We start from the raw sequence: 22832 nt of genomic DNA, 5'->3' as shown, positions 1-22832 counted from the left end.
TATTATGAAGTTTTATTATTTTTTTATGGACTGCTTTATTATTTTTATTAAACTTTCCTATTTCGATATAACAGCGGCTGCTAGTGAGTTTTCTATTATGTTTACAACAGTTCTTGCCATATCTAAAAGACGGTCAATACGAGCCCTTCTACAGGGATTCCAACTGTACCGAGTATTGCCAATAATACACGAATGATACACCTGAAACACCGGCAATTCCTTTAGATGTCATCATGAGTACAAGTACTAAAGAAATTTGTGCTCCAATCGATAAATCAATACCATACAGCCGCTAAAGCTTGATATAAGATGGAACATCCAGGCATATTTTAAAAAGAGGTATGTGCCTATGTTTCATTTATTTTTCCAACAGCTATTTTTTCTTATACAGCATTATGGATGTTGCTTTTATTAAACGCAGTATGATAATTACTGGAACTGAAACGCTCATGTGCAACTTCCTTGAACTGCGAATAGATACAGCAAAAAACATCCGCTAGGTACGGATGTTACTTCTTTTTCAGCATGAATATCCATAAAAAGGTTAACGACTGCTTGAGTTCCTCCGGTAAGCCATGCAGGTGCTGCTCCTTTACCTCCCTCTTATATACTCCCTGTCCATCTAAAGAAACAAAGCCATTCTCTGTTGCAAGCTTCTTAAATTCCCATGGCATCATCGTGTTGCAAATTACAGCCTCACCGTACAAGCGGCGGTAGCTATTGATGCGCGGCATTGCAGTCGGACCTAAAATCGCAACGCAGGCATAACCGCCTGGCTTTAGCACCCGTCCTACTTCCATCCATGCTTGCTGCGGCTGCTCGGTCCACTCTAGGGAATTGATCGCCATTACAGCATCAAAGGCCTCCGTTTCAAATGGAAGTCCTGCCAGGTCGCCTTGCACAAACGATAGCTGCTTCGTTTCTCCACGCTCTTTTGCGATTTCAATCATTCGTTCCGATAAATCTATTCCGCATGCTATGTATCCTGCTTGGCTGAGTTTATATGTGCCATATCCATCCCCGCAACCAACATCAAGAACCGATGCCCCGCTTGGAACATGCTTTTGAAAAAACGGAAGAATGGTGCTTCTGCTCCCGCTATCCCACATATTTTGACTGCTTTGATTCCAGCTGCCGGCCCTTTCATCCCATTGCTGCCTAGCCGCACTATGCCAATTGAAATCGCTCATGGTTTCTCCCACCTTTTGCTTTTATCACTGCAATATTCTACATCATAAGAATAAATCCCTATTCAAAATTCCTGCAGCATTGTAATTGAGCGAAATATACCAGATAGGCAACATGCTCATACAGAAAAAAATGGAAGTTATCGTCTGCATATAAACGTGCATAATAAAAATACCTCTACTTGAAGGTGAGGGATTTCCATTGAGAAAACGCACACACCATTTTAAAAGCGGAGAGAAGCAGGAAGAATATGCCGTTGAACTAGCGCCGCAGCATGTGCAGCGCGGTGAAGAAGAGCAGGCGAATACAGGGGTTATCGTAGGATATATTGGACTGTTTCTAGCACTGTTTTCTATTGCACTGTATCCGATTGTTTTTGGTTCTCTTTCCATCATTATGGGACTATTAGCTGTTAACTACGGCTCCAAAACACTCGGCTATACAGCAATTGGCTTTGGCTCCTTTTCTGTATTGTTCAGTATTTTATATCCTCTTCTTTCATCCGTTTGGTAAACAAAAACACACCAAGCATATCGCTTGGTGTGTTTGTTGAGTCAATAGTCTTTCTAGCAAAAGGGACATAATTCGGGCTGCCTGAAAAACAAAATATCATATTATCTTGTGCATATCAAAAACAATATCTAAAGTAATTATTCAACTTTGTCAACAGACGTATGAAAAAACATATGAAGCATTCCAAATGCACGCGCTATTGTTTTCGTATTCCCTTCCCCTTGAAATGTTTTTTCAATTACTATGAAAAATACACGATTTTGCAGCTTTGTTTCGATCAATTCCAGCTTTTCCCCAGTACCCTCTTGCACGCAAGTAAAGTCTTTCCCGCTGCATATAATCCTCTCTTGTTTCTCCAAATAACGATTGTAATCCGCTTCGGTTGGACGCGTTAAAATTGTGACAGCAACAAGAAAAAGCGTGACGAAACCGACATACAAAAAAACCTTATTCATTCCATTTCTCCTTTGTCAGACGAAAAATAAAACTTGACCCAACAGTCAAGTTTCTAATCGACAATCCATTTCCATTCTTGGTCTTTTTTATCAAACAAAAGGACTCCCTGTTCAGCAGCCTCTTCTCGAAGCTGTACTACATTTTCAAAAATTTCGTCCATATTCTCATATGAACCTACAACGTACACCGGGATCTCCAGTCCTTGCTTTGATTCCTCTTTATGTACAAGATCAATCAGCAAGCCGTCTTCCGTTAACGGTATAAGCTGCTCCATTACTTCTCTTGCAATGGCCGGGTACATTTTAGTCTTTTGAAATAACATAAATTTTCTTTTTCCGAACAAACCCAGCTTGTACGGAACAATTTTGCTTAGTGCCGCTGCAAAATCAGGAAGTCTTCTGTAATATACTTTGTTGTACCAGCCATCATCGTGAGACAAGTATGCATACCTGTTTTTCAACAATGGAAAAAATGGTTTACCAATAGGTTCTTTTTTATGCGCTAAATATAAAAGCTCGGCAATTTCCGTCGGATCTAGTTCATCTAGGTCATGTATGTCATGAAAATCGACCCAGCAAAATTCCCCGAATTGCTCTACATCTGCCGAGATAAGCTTTGGAATATTCTCCTCTTCTACAAACTCCAAAAGAGTATGGTAATTTAAATCCGTCCATTCGAAGTCGTGCTTTAAAAGAAGAAGATTATGGAGAGGAGAAGGAATATTGCTCGCAAATTCCCTAAAGGTAATGCCAGATGTTAAAAAGCAATGATTACGTCGATCTCCGTTAATATAAATAATGTCTTTTCTTTGGTCAGATCCTCCAGACAAAGCACCTAGCCACCTTTGTGTAATATGTTTCAATTCATCTTCTTATTTTATCATGAAAATTTTTTGAAACATAGAAAAACTGCCGTAAAGAGTTGAATTTCCCTATTACGTTTTCATGATATTTATTACATTATGATTACAAAAAAAAAGCCTGTGAACTTCACAGGCACTGTTACATAAACTCATTTCCGTTTGTAGGCTGCGATTGTGTTCCAGTTGTTTGCGAGGCTTGATTTCCTTGCTGTGATGATGAGCTGCTTTGGCTGAACATCGTTTGTAACTTATCTAATGTTTGCGGAGCTAAGTCAATTACTTTCTCTGCAAGATGCGTTGTATTTTGCAAATGTAAAATGTTAATACCGTCACCATTTACAACAAGAAAAGCAACTGGAGTGATGGATACCCCTCCGGCACTTCCTCCGCCGAACGCAGCCTCAGGTTCACGCGTTCCGTTTCCATTAGCAGAAAAATCGCTTCCCCCCGCTCCAAAACCGAACGCTAGCTTTGAAACAGTCAATACGACACCACCGTCTGCTGTTTGCACCGGTTCTCCTATAATTGTATTTACATCCACCATTTCTTTTAAGTTTTCCATTGCCGCCTTCATAAGTCCCTGAATCGGATGTTCCATACGTAAACCCCTCCTTCTGTTCATTCTTCTCATAGTTTTTCCTAAAAAATTGGAAGTAAACATATATTTTACAATTGCTTCTTCACTTTTTATATCTCACAATTTCAAAAATATATAGAGTAAAGGGAATACAATATGCTGCGAAAGCTTACAGAACAAGACCATCAACAAGTATTCGCATTTCCAAAACAGGAGCCTTCCTAAAAAAAGAGAACCCGTAATCTTGGGTTCTCTCATCCATCCTTACTTCCCCTTCTCCTTAAACAATTCTCCAAGCGCTCCTAGGCTGCCCAAAGTTTCAACCGCATTAGACGGAATAAATACTTTATTAGCAGGACCTTTTGCGACTTCATTTAATGCCTCGAACGATTTATAAGCGAGAATTTGCTCTGTCAAGCCAGCTTCCTTTAAGAGACGAATCCTATTTTGCTCCGCTTGGGCAATCGCTTCAATCGCCCTTGCTTCACCAAGTGCCTCGAGCTCCTTCGCCTGACGAATCCCCTCTGCCTCACGAATACGCGCTTCTCGATCCCCCTCGGCGATCAGAATTTTACTTTGCTTATCCCCTTCTGCACGCAATACCATATCTTGTTTGGCGGCCTCTGCTTCTAGGATGATGGCGCGCTTGCTGCGCTCTGCTTTCATTTGCTTTTCCATGGCGGCCTGTACATCCTTCGGGGGGTTTATATCGACAACCTCTACGCGCTCAATACGAACGCCCCATTTTTCTGTTGCTTCGTCTAAGGCAATGCGAATCTCTGTAGAAATTTTTTCCCGTCCAGACAGCGTTTCATCAAGCTCCATATTACCGATGATTTGACGCATGGTAGCTGTCGTAATATTACGAACGCCGTTTACATAATTAGAAATACCATATGTTGCTTGTTCTGGATCAATCACTTGATAGAAAATAATCGTATCGATTTCCACTTGTACGTTATCCTTCGTGATAACCTTTTGCGGTGGAACATTCGTTTGTTGAATACGTAAATCGTGATACACACGCACGCGGTCGATAACGGGTACAAGAATATTTAATCCTGGATTCATTAAGCGATTAAACTTACCAAGACGCTCGACGACCCCAACCTGCTGCTGCGGAATAATTTTAACAGAGAGCGCCGCAAATACAACAACGACAATAATAAGTAATATGGATAGAATCATTCCAACCATTATGAATCACGTTCCCTTCTGACATATAATACAGTGCTTCGTCTCTCGACGACTTTTACTTTTTCTCCTTTACTGATAGATTCATCTGCTGTGGCACTCCATACATCACCGCCGATTTTCACAATGCCGTTTGACTGAGCTGTAATGTCCTGCATCACAACTGCTGTTTTTCCAACTAGGGCATCTACCGCATCCTTATATCCCCTTCCCGCCCGAAAATGCTGCGAAATGCGTTTCGAACCTAAGGTAAGCAGCAAGCTGACAATAGAAGCAGCAATAACTTGTACAAGCAGCGATTCTGGCGCGACAAGGGCTGCTGCTGCGCCGACGAGCGCACCTACACCAAGCCAAAGCAAGTAAAAGGTAAGTGTCAGCATTTCTGCAATAAATAGGCAGCCCGCAATCATAAGCCATACGACCCATCCTGCCAACCTACATCGCCCCTTTCCCTTCCAAAACTTTTCTCCCTTTTTTATGTATATGAATCTCACAAACAAGAAATTTACGAACAGTGAAAAATGTTATTCTATCGATTTAAGCCATGCTTCTTACTCGCGTATTAAGAAAATTGCCCTTTTTATCAACAAGTAAAACATTAATATTCTTCACATTTCGTCAAACTCCTCTATTTTTTTCTTTTTTTCGCAAAAAAAAAAAAACAAGCAACACCTCTTCGAAAAGGTATTGCTTGTTTTTTTATAATTTTAAGTATACACTCTGATCACTGGTAGGTTAGCGCGGAACCGCCTCCATATATTGCTTTTCCACTAAATGAATGTAAGACCTCTGTCTTTCCACTAAAAAAGGGCATTTTTCAATATTCGTCCACGTATAGGAAAGTACACACCCGTTATTTTCTCCATCATGCCCTAGCGAATGCTCCCATACATCCACAGAACTTTCCGGAAGTGTAACGTGATAGAAATGCCGCTTCTGATATTCATTTTTGTCCTTCATATATACAAGCTCTTCGGCAACAAGGTGTCCGAGAGAGACCTGCTGCAAACCAGATTCTTCCCGAATTTTGCGAAGCAACGCATACTCAAGTGTTTCCCCTTGTCTAACCGTTCCACCTGGTACCCGTACACCTGCTCCTGGGACGCCACGCTGTGTGCAGATGAGCAATTGTGTTTGCCCTTCCTTTTCTCGCGTAATGTAAGCATATACCTTCTTTTTGTACAATTCCTTCATCCCCTGCTTCTCCCCCTTTTGCATATGTGCCATTTACTGCTTCGGCATAACTTCCTCCAATGTAAGACTATGCTCATACAAATACGTCGCATGTGGATTCCCGACGTATCGGATGTGCCACGGCTCATATGTATAGCCGGTTACAGAGGTTTTGTTCTTCGGATATCGAATAATAAATCCGAATTCATGAGCATGACGAGCAAGCCATTGCCCTTCCTTCACCTTTTCGAAATCAGGCGTTACCTCAAACTTAACAGATTCTGCCGTAAGATCGACAGCTAGTCCGGTCTGATGCTCACTTGTTCCTGGTGAAGCACTAGATGCCGCAGCTGCAGCTTCCCCCTCTGTTCGTCTGTACATCGTATGCAAAGCCTTCTGCCGATCATAAGAGCGAAATGCAGATACAGCAAATAAATATATACCATCCTGCTTTGCTCCTTTAAATAAATTCTCCAAAGAGGCTGCCGCTTCCTTTCTCATCTTCATTTTTTCTTTATCTCCATCAAAAGAAAATCGTACCTTTGGAATCGTTAAATCCTTTGGAACATAAAAATCTGGGAGCCTTCTTTCTTTATTCACAAGAACGAGGATAGAATCAGGATTGTTGACTACATCTATTGTCCCTTGACGCTTTTCAACTGTAGACCAATAGCTTGGAAACAGCTGCTCTGATGCATCTTCATTAGAAGTATGGAAATAAATAGCAGGATTCTTCCACAGGGTAAGCGCAATTGCGGTTATAAGCAAAACTCCGGATATTGAAAATAGATAGTGCTTTCTCATGAATCCTCCTTGACTTTTGTTTACATAATAAAATTATTGTTCATTTAAAAACCTTCTCTTTTCTAAAATTCGGTTTTCTTAACACTATACCTTCCTATATATTTCCAATTAAAAAGACATTAAACACCAAGGTTCGATATTTCACTAAGAAAGCGCCCATAGCTCGCCTTTGCTTCTGCGAAAGAACACCCCCGCGCACAAGGCGCTTTTTTCCTTTTGTACCGAAGCTTATTCTGGAGTCTGGAGCAGACCGCAGGAGCTAAACAATTCTCCAAAACAGGAAGCTTTCTTATCTGCCCATAAAAAAAACGCAAACCGTTCGTTTGCGTTTACCCATTCACCTTCTCTGCTTTCCAATAATATTCACTGAACGCTTCAGCTAGCGCGTCGATGCTCCTGTTCAGTTCCTCCGCTGTGTTATCTACGCCGCCGACCTCAATTAAAATAGCCTGCCCTGATAAGTCTTGATTATAGATTCCGTTTCCTGTACTAAAATCCTTGTATACGACCCCTCTGCTAATATTCGGATATTTTTTACTCAAAATGTCATGAAGGGCACTTGCAACCTCAAGATTTTTCTTATAATTTTGATTGCCTGTCCCAATTACAAAGATTAGCTTTGCGTATGGCTTGTTATTTATCATTGCGGTTGTAACAGGTTTTCTAGCGCTGTCACGGTGTAAATCAAACATAAACTGTAAATCATGATTACTTGCCATCGCTTCCTTTACAATCTCTCTTGAAACCTTGTAAGAACTGTTAGAGTTCAATCCTCTGCTTACGAGCAGCTTCCCAACATCCGTTTTATCATTCGTCGTTCCGATTCCGTAATTTTCAAGCTGCTGCTTTAGTCGATCTCCATAAATCGAGATATTGGAAACAGAGCTGGATGCTTTGTTTGGATTCGGGTCCCCAGTCAGATTCAACTGCGGTAAATACGATTCCCAGCTATGCGTATGGTATATGAAAACAACTTTTTTATCACCCGTTGTTTGAGCAGGCGGTTTAATTGTCTCCGAAGTTTCTGTTTTTGGCTGCTGCGTACTCTCTCCCTTTCGTTCCTGCAGCAGTTCCTCTAGCGGGATGTTAGATTCAATTGGTAGATTTGAATAGTTTGTCCCTTCCCCGGCAATGATAATCTCCATGTCATATTTAGCAAGCCCAGGCAATTCTGTTCCGAGAAGACTTCTTACATCGTTAAAGCGAATATTTGTCGCAGTAGAAAGCAGTAATGATGACACGGAAAACTCTGCATTCAGGTTTCTATATTCCTGCGTAAAGTAATGATTTTCCATTCCAAATGCATACATATATCCCCCCATAGAGAGCTCACTCATCCAGTTGTATAGATAGGAGGACTTTGCTTGCTTGAGCGAAGTGACCATTACCCCTGTAAACAAAAAAGCAGTCAATACGCCAACGAAACAGAATGCTATAATTTTTATGAAGTTTGCTTTTTTCACATAAAAATAGCTCCGGCTCATCCTATCACCCTTTCGTTGACAATATATGTACAAGCTATTTGGAATAGAACACAGGCTGATAGATTAGCGATAAATAAAAAAAATCCCTTCTTACAAAGGAGATTTCCATTCAAAATGATAGAATAACTTAGAGCAATAAAAGGCCTAGAAAAAATATTCATTGAGTCCTTTTGAACGCTAGGAAGGAACGAATATAGAGCAAATCATGAACAAAACCATCGCTTAATAGCTAACATAGCTTCCTCTTCATCGTATCCTGATGTTCGTACCTCAGCCTCATCACCCGGACGGAGCATAATTGTACATAAACCAAGAATGCTTTTCATATCTACTATTCTTCCTTTTACAGATAATAGAGTATCCGATTCAAAGCTGCTTACAGTATGCACCAATCCCTGCAACTTTTCTACATCCAGTTCTGTTTGTACAATAAATGAAAAAACACGCATTTTATCGCCACCGCCTTTCCATCCCTCTCTCTACACCTCTATTATTCTACAAACAGGTTATGCTGTCTATTTCCTAAAACTCTTATCCCTGTGTTCTTTAAGGTAAACTACCTTCTCTTTCTGATCATAGACACCGCCATTGCCTTCCTGTTTTCCCTTTTGCATAAATGCACCGAGAGCAGAAGCACCTTTCCCAGTGTGTATATAAACTCCCAGTAACTATCCATGGCTCTCTCATTTTCTTTGACTCCTCCTATCGGTTAACCTTATGATGAAAGAAGAAAAATCAGGAGGTGTATTATACTTGAGTATTTTGCTATGGGTTCTTGTCATTGCTTGCTTCTTATTAGCGTTTGCTGCCCTCGTATATCCGGTCATTCCTGGTATACCTCTTCTCTGGGTCGGATTTTTGCTGTATCAGTTCGGTATAGACAGATCTGATCTAATCTTTTCCTTTTGGAGCCTGCAGGTACTGTTTACTATATTTTTATTTGCAGCCGATTTTCTCGCAAACAGCTACTTTTTAAAAAAATACGGCAGTACCAAATGGGGTGAGCGTGTTGGTATGATTTCCATTATCATCGGCTCTTTCTTTTTTCCGCCCTTTGGCTTACTGATTATCCCGTTTTTATCAGTATTTTTAACAGAGCTGTTACATAAAAAGGAAACAAAGGATGCTTTTCTCGTAGCATTGGCCACGGTCATCAGCTTCTTAAGCAGTGCTGTTGCAAAGGCGATTATACAGTTCATTATGATTGCCATCTTCCTTCTATACATATTTGTGTAAGAGAGCCCCCGTTCATAGACGGGGCTTTTTTGTGAATGTAATACACAATACCCGCGTATATATGTAAATTTATTGTGATAAGAAGCGCAAAGAGATACAACCTCTTTCCATAACTTCGAAAGGAGAGCATAGCTTATCGTTATCTGCTCCTTTGGTTAAAATATATATATCGCTATACTGCGACTCTCACTTCTCCTTTTCTATAAAAACCGGACAAGCGTCTGGAAAGTACGTGCGTTGTAAATTAAAAAGAATTGAAGGTGTGCTTCCATGAAACGAGCTTACCAAGCAGCAGAATTTCTACCCGCTATCAGGGAAATAGCAAAAGGACCACTCATAAAAGAACAACTGCTTCATCCTCGTTTTTTGCTTGATAAAGAAAAAGAGCTGGAAATCTATTATGCACCGTTTGATTATATAAATGCTCAGGCGAAGATTATGATTGTCGGCATCACGCCTGGCTGGACCCAAATGCAGCTTTCTTATGAAGCAATCATACATGCTTTAGAAAACGGCGAATCATTGGAGGATGGGGTAAAGCAGGTGAAACAGCACGCAAGCTTTGCAGGTTCCATGCGTATACATTTAACCTCCATGCTCGATACGCTTGGGCTCCCTGCCTGCCTAGGGATTCAAACAACAGCATCGCTGTTTGGAGAAGACAAAGCGCTTATGCATCCATGTTCTATGCTAAGATATCCCGTATTTATCTCTCAAAAAAACTATACAGGCCATAATCCGCTTATGATGCGTTCTGATATTTTAATGGAATGGATTTCCGCCATCTTTTTACCCGAACTGCGCTCCGTCCACCCTACTCTCATTATCCCGCTTGGAAAGGCGGTTTCTGATACCTTGCTCGCATTGTCAAAAGAACATGCAATTGATGAACAAACATGCCTGTTTGGCTTTCCCCATCCTTCAGGTGCAAACGGGCATCGTCATAAGCAGTTTCAAGAAGGAAAAGCAGCATTTTTAGAAAAGGTACAGCGCTGCTTTTCTAAATAGCTGTAGGATTGAAAAAGGATTTATCACCACCTCCTCACAGGTGGTCCTTGCTGCTTACCTGGAAATTTGTTAAAAATAGACATTCGCCCAACATATACCCAATGTCAAAACGGGCAAAACGACATACGTTATATTGTAGATGCAGGTAAGGAGGAAAAAACATGAGCTATAGCCACTATAACGGGTTTGCTTTAATCGTTGTGTTGTTTATTCTTTTAATTATTATTGGAGCAGTTTGCTATTGCTAACTCATGCACGCAGTAGCAGCATATGATGAAAAAGCGCCCGGCACGGGGGCTTTTTCCCATTCATCTTCAAACATAAGTGCTCTTTTTGAAAGAATGAAAAAGCCTCCCATACGGAGGCTTTAAAAATATCGCTTCTTCCAAAAAATAATTGCCGTTGTGCAAGACAATGCAGCTGCAATCACCATAATGAGCCCAAAGGCATGCTTGTATCCTGCAAATGGAACAGTGACATTCATCCCAAAAAAGCTCGCTACCATTGTTGGAAGCGATAAAATAATAGTAATGGACGTTAACAGCTTCATCACACTGTTCAAATTATTGGAAATCACAGAGCTGAATGTTGTCATCATACCATTTAAAATATTGCTGTAAATCTCAGCCATTTCAATGGCCTGCTTGTTCTCAATAAGTACATCTTCAAGTAAATCCTGATCATCCTCATACATCTTTAAATACTCGCTTCTACTTCGCATAAGTTTTTGGATCACGACTTTGTTTGATTTTAAAGAGGTTGTAAAATATACTAAGCTTTTCTCTAATCCTAACAGTGTAAAAATTTCTTTATTCTTCATTGACTTATTAAGCTCTTTTTCCAAATCCACTGTCTTGCGGCTAATTTGTTTCAGATAACGCAAGTAATAAGTAGAAATAATATATAAGAGCTGCAACGCAAAACGTGTCTTTTTAAAAGTATAAAATCCTTTGATGCGTTGGTTTGTAAATCGTTCAAAAATAGGATTTTCCTCCAAACAAATGGTAACAAAACATTCTGGCATAATGATCATACCAATTGGAATCGTATCATACGTTGAGTTGCCATCCTCGTCATGACGAACGGTCGGGATGTCTATAATAATAAGCGTCGTATCATCTTCTTTTTCAATACGGGAACGCTCTTCATCATCAAGCGGGTCTCGAATAAAATCAAGCTCTACATTTAATGTTTCAATTAAATATTGAATTTCCTCTTCCGTTGGATGAAGCACGTTAATCCAACAGCCCTTTTGAATAGAATTAACTTCCTGTAGTTTGCCGTTTTCTTCTGACAAATAAATGTTTAACATTCTGCTCACCCCAATTCTCCTGCGTGTCAGAATCGACCTACCTTATTGTAATATAGGATCGTTTCACGTACCATTTCAAGCATATGCAACAAATAAACAGATTTCAATAGAAAAATACACGTCACACATAAAAAATGCGTAGCCCTTGCACTTTTGTCACATATAAGACGGATGACACGTTTACTGCCTCACCTTGACGAACCTCCAACATATTTTTGCAGCATCCACAGATTAAATAATACCGAAAACGTATACCCAATATATGTAGAAATAATCGGTCCGACAAAATCGAAGTGCGCAACCAGAAGAACATTCAGTATCACTTTTAAAAACAAACCAATCAGCAGCCCAATCACTGTTTTTCGTTGCTGATTAATCCCTTGGAGCATCGCTGCAGAAACAGAAAACAAAGAAAATAAAATACATGCCGCTGCATAGTAACGCAGCATTTCACTTCCTAGCGCCGGATCATTGTCTAATCCAAACAAAATTGTATAAACAGGCTCTGCAAGCAAAATGAATCCGATTGCGGCAGGCAATGTTACAATTACTACAAATACATTCGTACGGGTAAAATGCTTGTAAAGCTGCTGTTGATTTCCTGCAGTAAACGCCTTCGTCATTTCAGGTATAAGCGACATACTAAATGCAGTTGCAAGTGATACAGGAATCAGCACCACCATTTGCACCAGACCAAGTATAGCATTCACTTTTTCTGCCTCGACTTGCGTATAACCAATATGCATAAGCAACTGATTTACCGTAAATGTATCCACTGTCTGATACATCGGAATGGCAAGGCCAACGATAACAAATGGAATAGAGGATGTAAAGAGTTCTTTATATAAGGAACGAAACGATTTCATTGTTGTCGGTATACTGTTTTTTTCCCTTTGCTTCAAATAACGTCTTCGCTTCAGATAAAAGGTAAGCAAGACAGAAATTCCTGCTGCCGCCCCGACAAACGCACCAAACGTAGCAGCCCCTACCGCCATACCAATGTCTCCATTATATAGCTTTAGCATTGCATAGCTGCCAATTAAAATCGTTAACACACGAAAGATTTGTTCCACAACGACGCTGGCCGCCGATGGCCCCATCGACTGAAAACCTTGAAAGAAGCCGCGCAGCAAGCTCATCACCGGAACAATGAGTAAAGCGGCACTGACAACTTGGATATTGTACGTAACGGCCTGCACGCTGTTTCCTGTCTGGTCTTTCGCATCAATAACAATATTAGCTAGCATAGGCGCCAATGCATATAAAAGCAAAAATGAAACAATCCCCATTGCAATCATCAATATAACACCGCTTCGTAATACCCGTTTTACTGTATGATAATCGTTCAATTGATCATACTTTGACACCATTTTAGAAACCGCAAGCGGTAAGCCCATCGTCGCAATACTGAGCATAATAGTGTAGGGACGATACGCATATGTATAAAGCACATAACCACTCGTCCCAACCATAGCTGTAAATGGAATTACATACACAAAGCCAAGCATTTTAGAAATAAGCGTTCCAATTGTTAAAAACAACGTTCCTCGTAAAAAAGGCGATCCTTTCATATTATCCTCCGACAGCTTTTTATACAAAGCTATGGACAACCGTTTCATTTTAGAACAAGCAAAAAGCCGCACAAGGCGGCTTTTATACAGCTTTTTTCTTTTTAAATAAGGAATAGAAAATGTACAATGCAATAAATAAAAGAGCACCTGTTATAAAGTATGGCATATAAGGAGCTGCATACTCCTCAATATGACGCCAGTTCGTACCGAGCTGCTCTCCTAAGTAAATGAAAAAAATAGACCATGGAATAACAGCTAGTACTGTGTAAAGCGTGAATTTGCCAAGCGGCATTTTTGCAAGACCAGCGGGAATCGAAATAGCATGGCGTACAACTGGAATAAAACGTGCTGAAAAAATAACACCAACACCGTAGCGCTGAAACCATTCTTCCGATTTATCGAGATGGCTCTTCTTAATTAATAAATATTTCCCATACTTCTCAACAATTGGACGTCCTCCATAATAACCGAGCCAATACAGAAAAATCTGCGCTAGTGTCCCGCCGATGGTCCCTGCGACGACTGCGCCAATAAAATTGATCTCATCCTTAGCTACTAAAAAGCCTGCATATGATAATACAATTTCACTTGGAATAACCTCAATCATGAGACCGAGAGCCACTCCGAAATAACCTAAGTCCATAAAAAAGTTTAATAATGTTTCTACAATATTTGAAAGCATGAAATTCCCCTCAATCTTACGTTCTTTCCTGTATCCATTTTCCATTATTCCATGAAATGCTCATCTTGCCAAGTCTTTCTTAATTTAATACCTACATTACGGTGCGTGAAATTACAAAAGAGATTTATAGTTTAAAATGCCCTATCAGGATGATGATGGGTACTTTTAAGCAGTTCCACCAGAATATAATGACAAAGAGAACTCCTTTTAGTGCCAAAAAGAATAGACTTGCCCTCTGAGGCTGTCTTTCCCCAAACGTTTTCTTGTTCATTTCACTAGATAAATCTGATTATTTTCATAAAGTGAAGCAAATTCCTGTATTGACAGTAAAAAAACGCAGCTTTTATATCTGCGCTTAATCCAACTCAATAAGGCGTTCTCTCAGAAAACGATTTCGGTTTTCAATATATTGTAAAATGATTTCTTGCTCTGTATCAAAAGTATCTATCTTGTCTTTCATATACGGGTCCTTTTGTACATACGGACGAAGAAGTGCATGAAGCTGCTCCACCTTAGGTTTCATATATGCAACGGTAAACTGTTCATCTAAAACTCTCTTCATCAAGGCTGCATACCGTTTTCGAAAAGCTGGTACATCAAGCAAACGAGCACTTAAGGTATTGTATCCTTGAATTCGGATATAATCATACTCCAGCACACGACCTTGTATATCACGTCCCCAAGTTGCATCATAATCCCATGGAATTATATAAAATAAGCCTGTCTCGCTATTTCTATAAAGTGCATAATTGTGTACAAAGCCATCAAAGTTTTGTGTACAAACAATTCCAGCAAGCCACTTTAAATAATGATCAACATCTACATACTTCACAATCTCTTTCTCATAATCGGCTCGGGAAATTGTATTTACTTTATACATAAAATCTATAAGATAGCCCTCACTTTGCGCATCTCCGCATTTCAATTCGTATCCGGCAGACAATGTCTCCTTCACATCTTGGTCCAATTCACTTAGCAACGAAAAATTCGCATCGTCATCTACCGCATAATGAATACAGCCTTTCGGCAAATTACGTTGCCGTAAGAACTGCTCATCTACTGATTCGAGCTGCAAATATACGCCATGAAATTTTCCATTTATTGTTAACAACACATGTTGGGATTTCGGAGATAGCGTTCCAATATCTTGAAAAAAATCAAGCGATAGCTTATTGCGAATAAGCGAAGCATCCTTGAATTCGGAATTTACATGGATTTCATTTACTCCATAAAACGATCTCGGTTTATGGAAAACAATATGGTAGGATTTTTTTTCAAACTCACGGATATGAGAGCCGCGATACACAATATAAATATTGTATTTCTTCTTCTCATACGTAAGCTTTCCCGGAACAGGTTCATCATCCCAAACGTCTCTTCGAAGTTCAACTAAATTCATAGGATGGATAAACACATCGTAAGAAGGCAGCATCTTCTTCCTCCCCTTTTAGTAACATCTATTCCTAATGTATGTGCCCTGCCGCCTCGTTGACACTATACCCATTCTTAATAGGTAGGAAACTATTTTCAAAGAATATTGAAACAACTTGTCATGGCTGTACATATCTTAATATTGAAAGTTTGCCAATCAATACATTCGACAGGCAACACTCATAACAAAAATCATTTATGGAGGATTTTAGATGAAATATTACAACAAACAAGACATCCAACGTGCAGTTGAACAAGTACAAGCTGCAGGTATGGGAGAATTTTTAAGCCAAGAGCCAGGCTCATCTAACAGTTCTGGCAACAAAAGCTCTAACAGATCAAACAAAAGTTCTGGCAACAAAAGTTCTGGTAAATCAAACAAAAGTTCTGGAGGAAAAGGCTCCAATCGTTCTTACTACCGTTCCCACAAATATTCTTACAAACGCTCCTACGGCCGCTCTTATAAACGCTCTTATAAACGCTCCTACGATCGATCCTACAAACGTTCTTACAAATATTCTTATAAACGCTCCTACGATCGATCCTACAAGCGTTCTTATAGTCATTCCTGCAAATGTTACTGCAAACATTATGACGATTACGATTACAAAGATTCCTATAAAAAATATTACAACCCTTATAACAAAGAGAATAGCACTCACTGGTACAACCCGCAGCAAAAGCAAAGCAATGACTGCGATTGCGGCTGCAAAAAGTCCAAAACTAATGACTACTTCTCATGGTAATACAAAAAGCTGCCGGGATTCCCGACAGCTTTTTATATTAAAATGCATTTTTTTCGCTATCTTTGTCTAGACCATCGTCTAGCTCAAATGGATTCTGCACGCTGTATACCGAATCCATTAATTCATAGAAGGCCGCTTCCTCCTGTACAACACCATTTATTTCAAGGGAATAGGGTTCAATCTCTTCTAAATGATAGTCGATGAGAAACTGAATCACCACCTGCTCTCGCTCCGTTCCCGCCGTAGAGCCGTGGAATTCAACGAGCTCTAATCCATCAGGCGCACGGCGATAATGCCATGACACCTGATGAAAATATTGCTCAAACGATTCACCAATAGAGTACAAAGGGTAATTGTATAAAGAGCCGTTTCTCACCGCATTGACAATATCAAGGTCTGTTGGAAATAGCCTGTGGCTAACAAGGGATAAGACAATGCCAACTGCTAGCAGTAAAGCGGCACCTGCTTTGCGTGTTCCCCCTGCGTCCTTTAGCAAGTATATTTCCGCTGCCTCATCCGCAATCCCTTTTGCTTTTAGCTTGTAAATGCGGCGGAGCGCATGTTGATAATACAGCTGATTAGCAAAGAAGCCCAAGCCAATAAAACCAACAAACACCAATAGCAAAGCAGCAAGTGTTGTGTTGATAATCGGAACCCCATAGTTCCAGCCTGTATAGTACGAAATAGCGTTCGCAGTTAATACAAAAAACAGAAACAACAGTGCTGTCTTGTACTGCCTTCGGTATCCTAGCCAAAGAATATTAAAAAAAGCAGCCCACCCATTCCAACTCCACTTTAGCTTTCTTGTCTGCTCTAATCCCCATTTGCGCTTATAGAACGGATATTGTTCGCCGACAAACAGCCCAAGCTCTCGTTCCAGCTCTTGTGCTCCCTTATATAGCTGCTGCAGGCATTGTTCACAGTTCAGCGAAGAACGGTCACACGGCTTTCCGCAATTAATACAAAACACCCTCATTCAACTCCTTTTTACTGCAGGTGTTTCTTATACATAAAGATAGATTATCTTAATATGCACGTTGCTTTGTCAAACTTCCCTCGTGCTCCAATAACCATTCTTTTCTCCAAAGGCCTCCCTCATACCCAACAAGCGCACCATTTTTCCCGATAATTCTGTGACAGGGAACAATAATTGAAATGGGATTTTTGCTGTTTGCACCGCCAATTGCTCTTACAGCCTTTGGATTTCCAATCTCATTAGCCATATCTAAGTACGAAGCAGTTTTTCCATATGGAACCGTTCGCAGGGCCGCCCACACCCGCTTTTGAAAATCAGTCCCGTTCGCACATAACGGAACTGTAAACACAGTTCGCTTCTTTTGAAAGTACTCCTCCAACTCCTCCATACATTGTGCAACAAGTGGATTCGTACAAGACAAACCTGGCTCATCCACAAAGAGAACAGATAGAATCCCAAGGTCATTTCCCTTTACTTCTATCCAACCTAACGGGCTTTCGTAATACGCAGAATATTCCATACTCTCACTCCATTTTCATTCATACTGCTATTGTAACACAAAACGAACAACAGAGTGGGTAGAGTGCAGCCCTGTATGACTCGCCTATGCAACAACGAAACTCATAAGAAGGCTTTTTCATTCAGACACATGAAGGCGAGTTAGCATGTGGAAATCAAGTAATATGTCTAACGAAATAACTCGTCTACCTCCTGTTTCAGCAGGCTGTACAGCGGAAAGTCCGGCACCCTTTTTCCAAGTACAGTTACTACGCTGCGATAATACCATTCTTGCTTGTCCTTTCCGCGATTAAATCGCCTCCAAACATTTTCTCCATTCGCTTCAAATTCGCGAACAGTAGCACGGATATTATGAAGCTTATCAGCACACATGACCATGCATGCTTCTAGCGAGATCGTATGGAGGTGGTCGATTGTATGCTGCTTTCTTTCCTCCCATTCCTTGCTTTTATCATGCTCGGAGCACTCTCGTACAATGTGAGCGATTTGTTGTCCGAATTTTCTTTCAATTTCCTCGAAAGAAAGGTTCGTATCCTCTATTGTGTCATGAAGCAAGCCCGCAGCAACTGTTTCTTCCGAACAGCCTGCTTGCAGCAAAAGAAGCGCCACTGTAAACGGATGAGTAATATACGGTGTTCCATTTCCTTTCCTCGTTTGTTTGCCATGCGCGACGGCAGCAGCTTCAACTACCAAACTAAACAAATCTAATATATACCTATTCATACTTTCACTCCCTTATAGTAGTAAACGAAAAGCCAACATTATTGCATGTTGGCAATGTCATTAGATTCATATATATGTACACCGCTTGTGTCTCGTAATGCAGCATTGTACATCCCCTTGGCCACCTGCTCAGCAGCAATCGGTCTATATTTCAGCAACGGACCCGTAAAGAGAAAGGGCATAATACCGAAAATCTTCTCTGCTATTCGTTCTCCTAATCGAACTTCCTCACGCTCTCCTAAAAGCAGAGAAGGGCGAAAAATATGGAGACCTTGCGGGGAAAGTTTCTTTAAGTCTTCTTCCACTCTTCCCTTTACTTGTGAGTAAAAAAGCATAGATCTCGGATTCGCTCCCATGGAGGAGATTGTTAAAAAGTTACGCACACCCTTTTGTTGAGACAATCGCGCAGCACTTATCGTATACTCATAATCGACCTTCCAAAAATTTTCCTTTGTTTTTGCTTTTCTGATGGTGGTTCCTAGACAACTGTACACATCATGTACGGAAAAAACGCTTTCGTACTGTTCTAGAACAGTAAAATCAACGAGTTGCTGCCGCAGTTTCTCATGCTCCCACTCTAATTTCTTTCTAACCAGTATCGTCACAGATTGATAATGAGAAGAAGCAAGCAGCAAGCTTGTCACCTCTTGTCCAACTAAACCGCTGGCTCCAAGTACTAAAGCAGCTCTTTTTTCCATGTTTTTACCTCTTTACGAATCAAATTGATACTTGAAGTATACTGTACGGAAAGAACAGGAAGCAACCTGCTTTTTAATAAAAGAGCCTTTCTTTTTTTGACATTTGAAAAGGAGCGCCCTTTTTATGAAAGGCACTCCTTTATTTTTACTGCGTCTCTTCATCCTGAAGAGGCGTAATCGTACCTGCATCTCCTAAGCTTTCGATTAAGTCTCTTAAAAACCAAACAACACAGCCTAAAGGGAACAATACAGCCAGCAAAATAGCAAAGGCTTCAAACCAATACTCCATATCCTCTCCCCCTTCTCCCTCCTTGTTTCACTATATGAAGAGGGAAAAGGCTTCTATGCTCATATTGAGGGAGATGCTATGAGAATTTCTGATAGACATACGGCGTCTCCGGTGCAGCAATTTTCTTGATAGATTGAATCGACACGATAGGGAGCAGTGTATCTATATAAACCGTATCTCCCAACGTACCCGTGATTTGGACCCACTCTCCTTGCTCCAATGAAGAAACGTTCTGTCCCGTAGCCATCATCCCGAGTACGGAAGCATCTGCAGTGCAGCATGTAATACCATAACGCGCAAGAATAATTGTATTTTGATTAAGATCTGGCTCACGATGTACAAAACCAACAAATGTAATTTGTTTCCCTTTAAAACCCATTACGTCTTTTCCAATGACATCCATAACAGAAATGTATTCTGTATCGTTCACAGTAATATGCTGTTCGCTAAGTAATTTTTTTTCTAGCTCCTCGTAATAGCCGGGAGGTGCTGTTTGCTGTAATAGCTGAGGATTCTCTTCTGCATCTGTCAACAAACTGCTTACGGCGTCATTTCCATCGGCTGGCTTTTGTGAAGACGTTGTCCCTGCTAAGGTTACCCCTCTCTTTGCAGCAACACTTCCATCTAATACAGCATTAGAAAAAAGAAACCCGCTTAAAATCGGAAAAAGGAACAAAGCATACATCAAACCTTTACTGAGCCTCGTTTTCTCCTCGTGATAATGCCCACAATCACAACTTTGCTGCCTTGGATGATTCCACACTTGAAACACACCTAACACAAAGGAAACTATAAGTGTAAAATAGGTAAATACACGCATCTTCGGAGCAATAAAATTCTCAATGTTTCCTGTTACAAGCAGTTTGAATAGAAGCATACCAAAGCCAATTAGCAAAAGGCCCCGTATGTACTGATGGAAGGATTCTTGATCGCTCGTTCTCATTCTCGCTCCTCCTTTCTATAATCTAGCAAATTGAACAACAGTGTATACAACAACAATTACAATAACGAAAAAAACTGCAACAAACCGCTTATTAAAATAAGCAAGCAGCATAAGGGTATTTTTAATGTCGAGCATAGGACCGAAGACAAGAAATGCAAGCAAGGATTGAGCTGAAAATGTATGATTAAACGAAGCTGCAATAAAAGCATCTGCTTCTGAGCAAAGCGACAGAACATACCCCAATCCCATCATAACAAACGGGGATAACACTTCATTGGAAGCAATCTGCTCAAGAAGCTGGCGATCAAGAAACACTTGGAATAAACTGGCGATAAAGGCTCCGATGAGCAAAAACTTTCCTGTGCTAAAAAATTCATCCGCAGCATGATGCAACATTTGCTTCCATCTACTTTCGGATGCTAAATGTCTATGCGCAGCCTCAGAAGTCTGGTCCTTCAACACGTTTTGATTACGATACAAACAGTATACAGCTAACCCGATGATAACTGCTGCAACAAAGGCTAGACCAAGCCGGTAGTATGCGATATATGGTGTTGCCCGAAATGCATAGTATGTCGATGCAAATACAACTGGGTTAAGAATAGGTGTGCTTACTAAAATAACCATACCAATATGCAGCGGCATCCCCTTTTGAATAAGACGTCTAACGACCGGAATGATTACGCATTCGCACATTGGAAATACAAGCCCGGCAAGCGCTGCTGGTATCACCGCCAAAAATGGATTGCGAGGCATTGCCTTTTTCAGTTGATCCTCCGTTATAAATGTTTGAATGATAGAAGAAACAAATACACCGATAAGCACGAATGGAGCAGCTTCAAGAAAAATACTTAAAAATATTGTATTCACATTCAGCCAGTTCTTTGGAACAATGTCCTTCATATGTGCTAAGCTAGTAAAGTCTACAAAGAAAAATAAAAATAAAAACAGAGCAATGAGTACAAAGCCAACTGTTTCCCGCAAAAAGCGCGACAAAATCATAATAATCCCCCTAACATAAAGGTTGCCTATACTAGCAATATATGCTTGTCCAAACACTCTATGACTTGCTTCTTTCTACGCTATAACAAATTGAAATCGTAATGATTTCGAACATTGCACATACACAGATTTCATAGTATACTTTAAATCGAAACTGTTACGATATAATTTAAATTAGAAACTAGTAATAGAAAGGAAGAATTATGATGAAAAAATATGCTATGCTCCTTTCTCTTCTTCTTGTCATCTCGGCTTTCTTCATGGGATGCAGTAAAGAGAGCGGCGCAGCAAAGCAGCAAAGCGGAACTATTACCGTTTATACAACTATTTTTCCACTAAAAGATTTTGCACAAAAAATTGGAGGCAGCTATGTAGATGTACAAGCTATTTACCCTTCAGGCGCAGACTCACATACATATGAGCCTTCGCAAAAGCAAACGGTCAGTATTGCAAAAGCAGATTTATTTGTATACAACGGAGCGGAATTAGAACCATTTGTAGACAAGCTTGAGACATCTCTTAAGAAAGAGAAGGTGAAAATTGTAAATGCATCCAAAGGTCTGCCGCTGATTACGGCGTCTGCAGAAGATGAGGATGAAGACCATGGTGAAGAGGAAGAACATGAAGCAGAAGAGCACCATCACGATCAGGATCCGCACGTTTGGCTTGATCCTTCTTTAGCTGCTCGTCAGGCAGAGGCTATTAAAAACGCACTTATAGAGTTACAGCCAGCACATAAAGACGAATTTGAAAAGAACTATGAAGTCCTCAAAAAACAACTAAACGATTTAGACAAAGAGTTCCAAGCTGCGGTAGACAACGCAAAAACGAAAGAGCTGCTAGTATCTCACGCAGCGTACGGCTACTGGGAACACCGCTATGGTATTAAACAAATCGCAGTTGCAGGCCTATCAGCTTCTGAGGAGCCTTCACAAAAAAAGCTGATAGAAATTGCAAAAATAGCAAAGGAACATCAATTACAGTATATTTTATTTGAAACATTTGCGACTCCAAAAGTAGCAGAGGTTGTACAGAAGGAAACAGGAACAAAAGTTCTCCGCTTAAACCATCTAGCAACTATTTCTGAGGAAGATGCACAGAAAAACAAAGACTATATTACGTTGATGAAAGAAAATTTAGAAACCTTAAAAATAGCTATGAACCCATAGAAACAAGGAGCGCTTTTCGGCGCTCCTTGTTGCATAAAGATTTAAAAAAAGGCTTACATTATGCGTAACAAAGCAAGGAGGTGCAAATGATGGCAAAGGGAAAAAAGAAACGAGCACGAAAGCAAGCGACAAATCATGTCCCAAAGGATACACCATCGCCAATGACGAAAAAAGAGCAGCGCGGTGTACAGGCATCCTTGGATTATGTAGAATGAGCCTTAAAAAATAGTATATATTTTTAAGCTGCTCGCTGCGAAAACACATTCGCAGCGAGCC

At 40.4% G+C, this 22832-nt stretch carries 28 protein-coding genes and 1 pseudogene; 7 read left to right on the top strand and 22 right to left on the bottom strand.

The window, feature by feature from the left end; translation table 11 throughout:
- Nucleotides 1-57: 57 nt before the first annotated feature.
- A pseudogene (locus AC6HZ4_RS12080) lies at nt 58-292 on the bottom strand (cation:dicarboxylate symporter family transporter); the annotation flags it as partial.
- A gap of 217 nt (nt 293-509) precedes the next feature.
- Complete coding sequence (locus AC6HZ4_RS12075; protein WP_497495260.1) at nt 510-1190, bottom strand: class I SAM-dependent methyltransferase; 681 nt, start codon at nt 1188-1190, stop codon at nt 510-512.
- A 199-nt stretch (nt 1191-1389) separates the two neighbouring features.
- On the opposite strand from AC6HZ4_RS12075, the gene AC6HZ4_RS12070 reads away from it, so the two are divergent.
- Nucleotides 1390-1701 (top strand): permease, encoded by a 312-nt coding sequence (locus tag AC6HZ4_RS12070; RefSeq protein WP_497495258.1) that lies wholly within the window; start codon nt 1390-1392, stop codon nt 1699-1701.
- A 137-nt stretch (nt 1702-1838) separates the two neighbouring features.
- Here the strand turns inward: AC6HZ4_RS12070 and AC6HZ4_RS12065 are convergent, their stop codons facing one another.
- From AC6HZ4_RS12065 to AC6HZ4_RS12025, 9 genes are all read right to left on the bottom strand, one after another.
- Complete coding sequence (locus tag AC6HZ4_RS12065) at nt 1839-2156, bottom strand: hypothetical protein (protein ID WP_497495257.1); 318 nt, start codon at nt 2154-2156, stop codon at nt 1839-1841.
- A 53-nt stretch (nt 2157-2209) separates the two neighbouring features.
- On the bottom strand, nt 2210-2986 hold the full coding sequence (locus AC6HZ4_RS12060; RefSeq protein WP_497495256.1) for an oxalate:formate antiporter: 777 nt from the start codon (nt 2984-2986) through the stop codon (nt 2210-2212).
- 172 nt (nt 2987-3158) lie between these two features.
- Nucleotides 3159-3617 carry a GerW family sporulation protein gene (gene ytfJ / locus AC6HZ4_RS12055; protein ID WP_497495255.1) on the bottom strand — a complete coding sequence of 153 codons (459 nt, stop codon included), beginning with the start codon at nt 3615-3617 and terminating at the stop codon, nt 3159-3161.
- Between the two features lie 243 nt (nt 3618-3860).
- On the bottom strand, nt 3861-4793 hold the full coding sequence (locus tag AC6HZ4_RS12050) for an SPFH domain-containing protein (RefSeq protein WP_497495254.1): 933 nt from the start codon (nt 4791-4793) through the stop codon (nt 3861-3863).
- Nucleotides 4793-5224, bottom strand: coding sequence for an NfeD family protein (locus tag AC6HZ4_RS12045; RefSeq protein WP_497495253.1), 432 nt, complete (start codon nt 5222-5224; stop codon nt 4793-4795). Before AC6HZ4_RS12045 ends, AC6HZ4_RS12050 begins: the two co-directional genes overlap by 1 nt.
- A gap of 301 nt (nt 5225-5525) precedes the next feature.
- A complete protein-coding gene (locus AC6HZ4_RS12040) occupies nt 5526-5984 on the bottom strand; it encodes an NUDIX domain-containing protein (RefSeq protein WP_497495252.1) in 459 nt (152 codons plus the stop codon).
- A gap of 33 nt (nt 5985-6017) precedes the next feature.
- Entirely contained in the window at nt 6018-6767 is a 750-nt protein-coding gene (locus tag AC6HZ4_RS12035) for a M15 family metallopeptidase (protein ID WP_497495251.1), read from the bottom strand.
- Nucleotides 6768-7096: 329 nt separating this feature from the next.
- Nucleotides 7097-8251 (bottom strand): stage II sporulation protein P, encoded by a 1155-nt coding sequence (gene spoIIP, locus AC6HZ4_RS12030; protein WP_497495250.1) that lies wholly within the window; start codon nt 8249-8251, stop codon nt 7097-7099.
- Between the two features lie 203 nt (nt 8252-8454).
- Nucleotides 8455-8700: an HPr family phosphocarrier protein gene (locus tag AC6HZ4_RS12025; RefSeq protein WP_497495249.1), complete on the bottom strand. Its 246-nt coding sequence runs from the start codon at nt 8698-8700 to the stop codon at nt 8455-8457.
- Between the two features lie 304 nt (nt 8701-9004).
- Between AC6HZ4_RS12025 and AC6HZ4_RS12020 the strand changes: the two genes are divergently transcribed.
- The 3 genes from AC6HZ4_RS12020 (at nt 9005) to AC6HZ4_RS12010 (ending at nt 10743) form a co-directional block, all read left to right on the top strand.
- Nucleotides 9005-9487, top strand: coding sequence for a DUF456 domain-containing protein (locus tag AC6HZ4_RS12020; protein WP_497495248.1), 483 nt, complete (start codon nt 9005-9007; stop codon nt 9485-9487).
- Between the two features lie 270 nt (nt 9488-9757).
- Nucleotides 9758-10495, top strand: a complete 738-nt coding sequence (locus AC6HZ4_RS12015) for a uracil-DNA glycosylase family protein (RefSeq protein WP_497495247.1) — start codon at nt 9758-9760, stop codon at nt 10493-10495.
- A gap of 161 nt (nt 10496-10656) precedes the next feature.
- Nucleotides 10657-10743, top strand: a complete 87-nt coding sequence (locus tag AC6HZ4_RS12010) for a YjcZ family sporulation protein (protein ID WP_497495685.1) — start codon at nt 10657-10659, stop codon at nt 10741-10743.
- A gap of 119 nt (nt 10744-10862) precedes the next feature.
- Here the strand turns inward: AC6HZ4_RS12010 and AC6HZ4_RS12005 are convergent, their stop codons facing one another.
- The 4 genes from AC6HZ4_RS12005 to AC6HZ4_RS11990 form a co-directional block, all read right to left on the bottom strand.
- The gene (locus AC6HZ4_RS12005; RefSeq protein WP_497495684.1) at nt 10863-11807 is read right to left on the bottom strand and encodes a magnesium transporter CorA family protein; all 945 of its coding nucleotides are present in this window, start codon (nt 11805-11807) and stop codon (nt 10863-10865) included.
- Nucleotides 11808-11995: 188 nt separating this feature from the next.
- A complete protein-coding gene (locus AC6HZ4_RS12000; protein ID WP_497495246.1) occupies nt 11996-13378 on the bottom strand; it encodes a putative polysaccharide biosynthesis protein in 1383 nt (460 codons plus the stop codon).
- A gap of 82 nt (nt 13379-13460) precedes the next feature.
- The gene (gene uptA / locus AC6HZ4_RS11995; RefSeq protein WP_497495245.1) at nt 13461-14060 is read right to left on the bottom strand and encodes an undecaprenyl phosphate transporter UptA; all 600 of its coding nucleotides are present in this window, start codon (nt 14058-14060) and stop codon (nt 13461-13463) included.
- Nucleotides 14061-14415: 355 nt separating this feature from the next.
- Nucleotides 14416-15492: a CotH kinase family protein gene (locus AC6HZ4_RS11990; RefSeq protein ID WP_497495244.1), complete on the bottom strand. Its 1077-nt coding sequence runs from the start codon at nt 15490-15492 to the stop codon at nt 14416-14418.
- Nucleotides 15493-15703: 211 nt separating this feature from the next.
- Here AC6HZ4_RS11990 and AC6HZ4_RS11985 point away from each other — a divergent pair, with 211 nt between their 5' ends.
- Nucleotides 15704-16237: a CotG/ExsB N-terminal domain-containing protein gene (locus AC6HZ4_RS11985; RefSeq protein WP_497495243.1), complete on the top strand. Its 534-nt coding sequence runs from the start codon at nt 15704-15706 to the stop codon at nt 16235-16237.
- A gap of 37 nt (nt 16238-16274) precedes the next feature.
- On the opposite strand, the gene AC6HZ4_RS11980 is transcribed toward AC6HZ4_RS11985, so the two are convergent.
- The 7 genes from AC6HZ4_RS11980 to AC6HZ4_RS11950 all read right to left on the bottom strand — a co-directional run bounded on the left by AC6HZ4_RS11980 (nt 16275) and on the right by AC6HZ4_RS11950 (nt 21387).
- Nucleotides 16275-17207, bottom strand: coding sequence for a DUF2628 domain-containing protein (locus tag AC6HZ4_RS11980; RefSeq protein ID WP_497495242.1), 933 nt, complete (start codon nt 17205-17207; stop codon nt 16275-16277).
- A 55-nt stretch (nt 17208-17262) separates the two neighbouring features.
- The gene (locus tag AC6HZ4_RS11975) at nt 17263-17733 is read right to left on the bottom strand and encodes a methylated-DNA--[protein]-cysteine S-methyltransferase (RefSeq protein ID WP_497495241.1); all 471 of its coding nucleotides are present in this window, start codon (nt 17731-17733) and stop codon (nt 17263-17265) included.
- A gap of 167 nt (nt 17734-17900) precedes the next feature.
- Nucleotides 17901-18455, bottom strand: a complete 555-nt coding sequence (locus AC6HZ4_RS11970) for an HD domain-containing protein (RefSeq protein ID WP_497495240.1) — start codon at nt 18453-18455, stop codon at nt 17901-17903.
- A gap of 38 nt (nt 18456-18493) precedes the next feature.
- Nucleotides 18494-19153 carry an oxidoreductase gene (locus AC6HZ4_RS11965; RefSeq protein ID WP_497495239.1) on the bottom strand — a complete coding sequence of 220 codons (660 nt, stop codon included), beginning with the start codon at nt 19151-19153 and terminating at the stop codon, nt 18494-18496.
- A 145-nt stretch (nt 19154-19298) separates the two neighbouring features.
- Nucleotides 19299-19442 (bottom strand): hypothetical protein, encoded by a 144-nt coding sequence (locus AC6HZ4_RS11960; RefSeq protein WP_497495238.1) that lies wholly within the window; start codon nt 19440-19442, stop codon nt 19299-19301.
- 76 nt (nt 19443-19518) lie between these two features.
- Complete coding sequence (locus tag AC6HZ4_RS11955; RefSeq protein ID WP_497495237.1) at nt 19519-20385, bottom strand: TIGR03943 family putative permease subunit; 867 nt, start codon at nt 20383-20385, stop codon at nt 19519-19521.
- A gap of 15 nt (nt 20386-20400) precedes the next feature.
- The gene (locus AC6HZ4_RS11950; RefSeq protein WP_497495235.1) at nt 20401-21387 is read right to left on the bottom strand and encodes a permease; all 987 of its coding nucleotides are present in this window, start codon (nt 21385-21387) and stop codon (nt 20401-20403) included.
- 206 nt (nt 21388-21593) lie between these two features.
- Between AC6HZ4_RS11950 and AC6HZ4_RS11945 the strand changes: the two genes are divergently transcribed.
- On the top strand, nt 21594-22556 hold the full coding sequence (locus AC6HZ4_RS11945) for a metal ABC transporter substrate-binding protein (RefSeq protein ID WP_497495683.1): 963 nt from the start codon (nt 21594-21596) through the stop codon (nt 22554-22556).
- Nucleotides 22557-22642: 86 nt separating this feature from the next.
- A complete protein-coding gene (locus tag AC6HZ4_RS11940) occupies nt 22643-22771 on the top strand; it encodes a hypothetical protein (RefSeq protein WP_497495234.1) in 129 nt (42 codons plus the stop codon).
- Nucleotides 22772-22832 lie beyond the last annotated feature (61 nt).

This window comes from Ectobacillus sp. OTK (genome assembly GCF_059698935.1).
Note: the sequence above shows the minus strand (reverse complement) of the source record. Positions and strands in the feature narration are given on the sequence as shown.

What these genes read in the sequence shown, in the direction of transcription:
- AC6HZ4_RS12000 (WP_497495246.1), bottom strand. Translation starts at nt 13,378, where the DNA reads ATGAAAGGATCGCCTTTTTTACGAGGAACGTTGTTTTTAACAATTGGA.
- AC6HZ4_RS12035 (WP_497495251.1), bottom strand. Translation starts at nt 6,767, where the DNA reads ATGAGAAAGCACTATCTATTTTCAATATCCGGAGTTTTGCTTATAACC.
- spoIIP (WP_497495250.1), bottom strand. Translation starts at nt 8,251, where the DNA reads ATGAGCCGGAGCTATTTTTATGTGAAAAAAGCAAACTTCATAAAAATT.
- AC6HZ4_RS12050 (WP_497495254.1), bottom strand. Translation starts at nt 4,793, where the DNA reads ATGGTTGGAATGATTCTATCCATATTACTTATTATTGTCGTTGTTGTA.
- AC6HZ4_RS12010 (WP_497495685.1), top strand. Translation starts at nt 10,657, where the DNA reads ATGAGCTATAGCCACTATAACGGGTTTGCTTTAATCGTTGTGTTGTTT.
- uptA (WP_497495245.1), bottom strand. Translation starts at nt 14,060, where the DNA reads ATGCTTTCAAATATTGTAGAAACATTATTAAACTTTTTTATGGACTTA.
- AC6HZ4_RS12075 (WP_497495260.1), bottom strand. Translation starts at nt 1,190, where the DNA reads ATGAGCGATTTCAATTGGCATAGTGCGGCTAGGCAGCAATGGGATGAA.
- AC6HZ4_RS11955 (WP_497495237.1), bottom strand. Translation starts at nt 20,385, where the DNA reads ATGAGAACGAGCGATCAAGAATCCTTCCATCAGTACATACGGGGCCTT.
- AC6HZ4_RS11960 (WP_497495238.1), bottom strand. Translation starts at nt 19,442, where the DNA reads ATGGAGTATTGGTTTGAAGCCTTTGCTATTTTGCTGGCTGTATTGTTC.
- AC6HZ4_RS11970 (WP_497495240.1), bottom strand. Translation starts at nt 18,455, where the DNA reads ATGAATAGGTATATATTAGATTTGTTTAGTTTGGTAGTTGAAGCTGCT.
- ytfJ (WP_497495255.1), bottom strand. Translation starts at nt 3,617, where the DNA reads ATGGAACATCCGATTCAGGGACTTATGAAGGCGGCAATGGAAAACTTA.
- AC6HZ4_RS12065 (WP_497495257.1), bottom strand. Translation starts at nt 2,156, where the DNA reads ATGAATAAGGTTTTTTTGTATGTCGGTTTCGTCACGCTTTTTCTTGTT.
- AC6HZ4_RS11985 (WP_497495243.1), top strand. Translation starts at nt 15,704, where the DNA reads ATGAAATATTACAACAAACAAGACATCCAACGTGCAGTTGAACAAGTA.
- AC6HZ4_RS12015 (WP_497495247.1), top strand. Translation starts at nt 9,758, where the DNA reads ATGAAACGAGCTTACCAAGCAGCAGAATTTCTACCCGCTATCAGGGAA.
- AC6HZ4_RS12005 (WP_497495684.1), bottom strand. Translation starts at nt 11,807, where the DNA reads ATGTTAAACATTTATTTGTCAGAAGAAAACGGCAAACTACAGGAAGTT.
- AC6HZ4_RS11965 (WP_497495239.1), bottom strand. Translation starts at nt 19,153, where the DNA reads ATGGAAAAAAGAGCTGCTTTAGTACTTGGAGCCAGCGGTTTAGTTGGA.
- AC6HZ4_RS11975 (WP_497495241.1), bottom strand. Translation starts at nt 17,733, where the DNA reads ATGGAATATTCTGCGTATTACGAAAGCCCGTTAGGTTGGATAGAAGTA.
- AC6HZ4_RS11945 (WP_497495683.1), top strand. Translation starts at nt 21,594, where the DNA reads ATGAAAAAATATGCTATGCTCCTTTCTCTTCTTCTTGTCATCTCGGCT.
- AC6HZ4_RS12025 (WP_497495249.1), bottom strand. Translation starts at nt 8,700, where the DNA reads ATGCGTGTTTTTTCATTTATTGTACAAACAGAACTGGATGTAGAAAAG.
- AC6HZ4_RS11940 (WP_497495234.1), top strand. Translation starts at nt 22,643, where the DNA reads ATGATGGCAAAGGGAAAAAAGAAACGAGCACGAAAGCAAGCGACAAAT.
- AC6HZ4_RS12040 (WP_497495252.1), bottom strand. Translation starts at nt 5,984, where the DNA reads ATGAAGGAATTGTACAAAAAGAAGGTATATGCTTACATTACGCGAGAA.
- AC6HZ4_RS11990 (WP_497495244.1), bottom strand. Translation starts at nt 15,492, where the DNA reads ATGCTGCCTTCTTACGATGTGTTTATCCATCCTATGAATTTAGTTGAA.
- AC6HZ4_RS11950 (WP_497495235.1), bottom strand. Translation starts at nt 21,387, where the DNA reads ATGATTTTGTCGCGCTTTTTGCGGGAAACAGTTGGCTTTGTACTCATT.